Here is a 5,643-nt window from a genome sequence, read left to right on the forward strand (position 1 = left end):
ACAAGGGTGTCCTCCAGCTTCACCAGCTATCGCGGGATGATGACCAAGGTCTACTTCCCGCGCCTGGTCCCGCCGATCGTGGCGCTGGTGGTGGAGTTCGCCGACATGGCGGCGGCCTTCGCCTTCGGCGTGCTGATGATGGCGGTCTATATCCTGGTGCCGGGCCTGCTGGGGCCGGACGAGAGCGCCACGCCAGGGATCGGCCTCGTCACCCTGCCGCTCTGGCTGCTCCTGCTGGTGATCTGGACCGCAGGCGTCGGCCTGTTCTCGGCGTCCAAAGGGGTGAAGCACCGTGACGTCGGCATGATCCTGGCCATCTTCATGCGGGTCTGGATGTACACCGCACCCGTGATCTACCCGATCAGCTTCATCCCCGAGAACTATCTCTGGCTCTACCGGCTGAACCCGATTGCGGTGATCATCGAGGGCTTCCGCGCGTCGATCACCGGCCAACCCCTGCCGCCGCTCACGGCGATCCTGTGGACCTTCATTACCGGAATGTGCCTCCTGGCCTACGCCCTGTTCCTGTATCGCCGCACCGAACGCGACATCGTCGACCACTTCTGATGACCCTGCCCGCCATCGAGGTCCAGAACCTCGGCAAGAGCTATGTCCTCAACCGCAAGAGCGGCGAGGCAGCCAATCGCACCGTCTGGGTCCTGGACGACATCTCGTTCAAGGCCGAGCCCGGCGACGTGATCGGCATCATCGGCAAGAACGGGGCCGGCAAGTCGACCCTGCTCAAGATCCTGGCCAGGATTACCGAGCCCACCCGCGGCAAGGCGATCATCCGCGGCCGGGTGGCGAGCCTGCTGGAGGTCGGCACCGGCTTCCACGACGAGCTGTCGGGCCGTGAGAACGTGTTCATGAACGGCACGCTGCTGGGCATGACACCCACCGAGGTGCGCAAGCGCTTCGATGAGATCGTCGCGTTCTCCGGGGTCGAGCGCTACATCGACCAGCCGGTCAAGCACTATAGCTCGGGTATGCGGGTGCGCCTGGCCTTCTCGGTCGCGGCCCATCTGGACCCGGAGGTCATGTTCATCGACGAGGTGCTCTCGGTCGGCGACATGGAGTTCCAGGACCGCTGCCTGAAGCGGATGAACCAGCTCACCACCGAGTTCGGCCGCACCGTCCTGTTCGTCAGCCACAACATGAACGCGGTGGCGACGCTGTGCCCCCGCGCCCTGCTCTTGAACCAGGGCAAGTGCGTGGCGCTGGGCCCGACCGGCGAGGTCATCAAGCAGTATCACGGCCTGGTCCACGGCATCAAAGAGAAGCGGGGCCTGGCCGAGCGCGAGGACCGCAGTGGCGCTGGCGGCGTACGCTTCCTGGAGGTCCAGCTTCAGGACGGTGCCGGCAAGCCGGTCGAGTTCGCCCGCTCCGGCCTGCCCCTGCGCCTGGCGCTGCGCTACCGCTTCGATGCCGATACGCCCTTGAGCGACCGGGTGACGCTCAACGTCGCCTTCAACAATGCTCGCGGACAGCGGCTGTTCGCCACGCCCTCGGACCTGATCGGCAAGGTGGGCGGCAAGGTCGCGCGTGAGGGCTGGTGCTTCGTCGAGATCCCGAAGCTGCCGCTGATGCCCGGCCGCTACGAGATCGACATCGCCTTCCAAATCGACCGGCTGACCCTGGACAAGGTTGCCGGTGCGGCGGTGGTGCCGGTGGTGGAGGGGCCATTCTATCCGACCAACCGGCTGCCCAACAGCCTCTCGGGCGACCTGTTGGTTGACTATGAGTGGTCCCTGTCGACCTCGGCCAGCCTGCCGGCCAAGCCGGAGCCCAAGCCGGCGCCGGCCCGCGTGGAGGTCGGCAAGGAACCGATTGCCGGGCAGCTCCAGGCAATGGCGGCACCGGCCAACGGCCTGGAAAAGAGCGCCCGCGAGCTGCTGGAACAGGCCGTGCCCGAGGCGAATCGGCACCAGCAGCTGACCGGCGACGTCGAGGCGGGCGAAGCTCGGCTCGCGGCACTGCGCTCCCTGCTGCCGGCCGGCGACGAAGCCAGCCTGCAGGTCGCCGACCGGCTGGATGCCGCATTCGGCCGTATCCGACGGCATCTGGCCGAGGCGGAGCTGGCGGCACTGCTGGGCGTGGCCCTGCCGGCAGCGGTCCACGAACGCGGCCTGCCGGTCGACGACCCGCGCATCGCCGTGCGCGACCAGCCGGGCCCGGCCATCGCGGAGTTCGGCAAGCCGGTCGTGGGCCTCGCCACCTTCGTCAACCAGGCAATGGCCGCCTGGCAGGGTCAGGAGCGCCAGCGCCAAGCCCTGGAGATCATCGCAGCGCGCGCCAGCGCCTATTTGGAACGGGCCGATGCCATTCTGGCCCGGGCACCGGAGGACACGGCCGGGCAGAACGTCCACCGGCAGGTGACGACCCGGCTGCGCGAGATCCTGCGTCACGTCGAGTTCCTGCAGGCGGCCCCGCCGGACTCCACGCCCGAGGATTTGAAGCGCGGCTGGCTGAGGGCCAGGGCCGCGCAGGAGGAGGTGCTGCGCGCACCCGGCGAGGTGCCGGACCAGCCGGATCAGCCGCTCCAGACCCGGCTGGCCCGGATCGCCCCGGCGGTGAACGCGCTGGAGAAGGCGAGCGTCGCACTGGTCACCCAGGCCGAGCCGATCGATCCGGCACGCCATGGCCAGCTGCGGCAGTGGGCGGAAGGCTTCGCCGAGCGGGTGGCCGCCCTGCGCGCCCAGGCGGGCGAGGGCGACCATCACCCGATCCGGATGGCGGGCGAGCTGGCCGCGGCACTGGGCCGGGCGCGGCAGAACCTGGACGATGTCGAGCTCTCGATGCTCCTGGGAGTGCCGGTGCCGGACGGCGGTCTGGGCCGCGACCTCGCCGCGGACGACCCGCGGCTGGCCAAGCGCGCCACGGCAGGCGCCACCATTGCCGAATTCTCCCGGCCGGCCGTGCTGCTCACCGAGCATGTCGAGCATGCCCTGGCCCATTGGCAGGGCAGCGACGCGCAACGCCAGGCAATGGCGATCGTCGCAGGACGGGCGCGCGGCTTCCTGGCGCGTGCGGACCAGCTTCTGGCGGGTGCGGCGGCCGATGCCGATGCGGTCGATGTCCACAACCAGGTGACGCTCCGGCTGAAGGACGTGCTGGACTGGGCGGAATACCTGCGCAGCGCACCGGCCGGAACGGGTGCCGGCGCAGAACCTCTGTTCGCCGCTTGGCAGGCGGCCTCGCGGGTGCGCGAGCTGCACCTCTCGCAGATCTTCCAGGGCATCGAGGCGGTGAGCGTGCCGATCGGTGCGATTAACCAGGAAAGCGCCCACGAGAATCAGGTCGACCTGCTCTATGTCTCGGCGATCGCCAAGGCGATCGGGGCCAGGCGGATGTTCGAGGTGGGCACCTATATGGGCCGGACCACCTGGCATCTGGCGGCCCTTGCCCCCGACGCGCAGGTATGGACCCTGAACCTGCCGCCGGAGGCCGATCCGCGTATCGCGCCCGTGCTGGGCTCCTATTACCGCGGCAAGCCGGAGGCGGCCCGGATCCACGAGCTGTGGACGGACAGCAAGACCTTCGAGCCCGGTGAGCTGGCCGGCACGATGGACTTCGTGTTCGTCGATGCCGACCACAGCTACGACGCGGTGATGGCCGACACCGAGCGGGCCCTGAAGCTCGTGCGGCCAGGCGGCGTGGTGCTCTGGCACGACTATGCTGCGAAGTCGCCGGGCGTGGTGCGCTTCGCCCATGACTTCGCGAAGGAGCGCCCCCTGTTCCGGATCAAGCATACCTGCCTGCTCTGCCTGATCGAGGGCGTGGATGCCTCGAGCTTTCAGCCCCACCCGATGCAGCGCGGGCTGGGCGACTAGGATGCCGGCAGCCGATCTTTCCCCGACAGGGTCGCCCATGAGAGTTGTTCGAGGCCGCCGGGGACGCTACCAGATCGCACCCGCGACGCGCCCAGATTTCGTGCAGACAGGAAGCCGCGACGCGGTCGCGCCGTTCGCCTTGCTTGGAGTGGTCGATGTCTCGTGAGCTCGTCATCGCCGGTCGGCGCATCGCCGATGATACCGACACCTACGTGATCGCCGAGGTGGGGCACAACCACCAGGGCAGCGTCGAGAAGTGCAAGGAAATGATCGACGCCGCGGTCGCGTGCGGCTGCGATGCGGTGAAGCTGCAGAAGCGGGAGAACCGCTCGCTGTTCACCAAGTCGATGTATGAGAGCAGCTACAACTCCGAGAACGCCTTCGGCTCGACCTACGGCGAGCATCGCGAGGCGCTGGAGTTCGACGACAGGCAGTATGTCGAGCTGGCGAACTACTGCAAGCAGAAGGGCATTGCCTTCTTCTCGACGGCATTCGACTTCGAGAGCGCCGACTTCCTCCATGCGCTGGACATGCCGGCCTTCAAGATCGCGTCCGGCGACATCATCAACACGCCGCTGCTCGAATATGTCGCGAAGCTCGGCAAGCCGATGATCGTGTCCACCGGTGGTGCGACCATGGACGACGTGAAGCGCGCCTACGAGACGATCATGCCGATCAACCGGCAGCTCGCGATCCTGCAGTGCACCGCGGGCTATCCGCCAGCCTGGGAAGAGCTGAACCTCCGGGTGATCGAGACCTTCCGCAAGGCCTTCCCGGACATCGTGATCGGCTTCTCCAGCCATGATTCCGGCATCGCCATGCCGCTCCTGGGCTATGCGCTGGGCTCGCGCATGGTGGAGAAGCACTTCACCCTCGACCGGACCATGAAGGGCACGGACCACGCCTTCTCCCTGGAGCCGGTCGGCATGCGCAAGCTGGTCCGTGACCTGAAGCGCGCCCGGGTCGCCATGGGCGACGGGGTGAAGAAGCAGTACCCGTCGGAAGAGAAGCCGCTGTTCAAGATGGCCAAAAAGCTGGTGGCCGCGCGCGACTTGCCGGCCGGCCACGTGCTGACCCGCGCGGACATCGCGATCAAGTCGCCGAACGACGGCCTGCCGCCGCACCAGATGAACGTGGTGATCGGCCAGAAGCTGACGGCAGCACTGGCGGCGGACGACAACATCACGCTCGAAGGCCTCGCCCGTGCGTGATCCGCTGTTCGACCTGGCTGGGCGCGTCGTGATCGTCACCGGTGCGCTGGGCCAGCTCGGCAGCGCCTATGCGGCAGCATTGGTGGATAGGGGGGCGAAGGTCGCCCTCCTCGACCGCCATGACGACATTTCCCGCCTGCCGGCCCCTTTGCAGGAGGCTTGTGCCGATGGCCGTGCTCTGGCCCTGGCGGCCGACGTCACCGACCGGGAGGCACTCCAGGGGGCCCTCCGGCGGATCGAGGACCGGCTGGGTACGCCGTCGGGCCTGATCGCCAACGCGGCGCTGGACAGCCCGCCGAACGCGCCCGCCTCGGAAAACGGGCCATTCGAGGACTATCCGGTCGAATCATTCCGCAAGGTGCTGGACGTCAACGTCACCGGGGTCATGCTGTGCTGCCAGGTGTTCGGCGGCGCCATGGCCAAGGCCGGGCAGGGCTCGATCGTGCTGATCGGCTCGATCTACGGCGTGGTCTCGCCCGACCAGTCGATCTACGAGTACCGGCGCAGCGAGACCGAGACCTTCTTCAAGCCGGTGGCCTATTCGGCCAGCAAGTCGGCGCTCTACAACCTGACCCGCTATCTTGCGACCTATTGGGCCGGCA

At 67.9% G+C, this 5,643-nt stretch carries 4 protein-coding genes; all 4 read left to right on the top strand.

Annotated features, from left to right (window positions below; genetic code table 11):
- The coding region (locus EQG76_RS15130; RefSeq protein ID WP_159714893.1) for an ABC transporter permease at nt 1-567 on the top strand (567 nt) is incomplete at its 5' end.
- Nucleotides 567-3,830, top strand: a complete 3,264-nt coding sequence (locus EQG76_RS15135; protein WP_159714903.1) for an ATP-binding cassette domain-containing protein — start codon at nt 567-569, stop codon at nt 3,828-3,830. The genes EQG76_RS15130 and EQG76_RS15135, both read left to right, overlap by 1 nt.
- Before the next feature lie 155 nt (nt 3,831-3,985).
- Nucleotides 3,986-5,041 carry an N-acetylneuraminate synthase family protein gene (locus tag EQG76_RS15140; protein ID WP_159714905.1) on the top strand — a complete coding sequence of 352 codons (1,056 nt, stop codon included), beginning with the start codon at nt 3,986-3,988 and terminating at the stop codon, nt 5,039-5,041.
- On the top strand, nt 5,034-5,643 hold a 610-nt coding region (locus EQG76_RS15145; protein WP_200840838.1), incomplete at its 3' end, for an SDR family NAD(P)-dependent oxidoreductase. The genes EQG76_RS15140 and EQG76_RS15145, both read left to right, overlap by 8 nt.

It is taken from the genome of Geminicoccus flavidas, from assembly GCF_009806515.1.
In the GTDB taxonomy this organism is placed as follows: Bacteria; Pseudomonadota; Alphaproteobacteria; order Geminicoccales; family Geminicoccaceae; genus Geminicoccus; species Geminicoccus flavidus.

What these genes read in the sequence shown, in the direction of transcription:
- EQG76_RS15140 (WP_159714905.1), top strand. Translation starts at nt 3,986, where the DNA reads ATGTCTCGTGAGCTCGTCATCGCCGGTCGGCGCATCGCCGATGATACC.
- EQG76_RS15135 (WP_159714903.1), top strand. Translation starts at nt 567, where the DNA reads ATGACCCTGCCCGCCATCGAGGTCCAGAACCTCGGCAAGAGCTATGTC.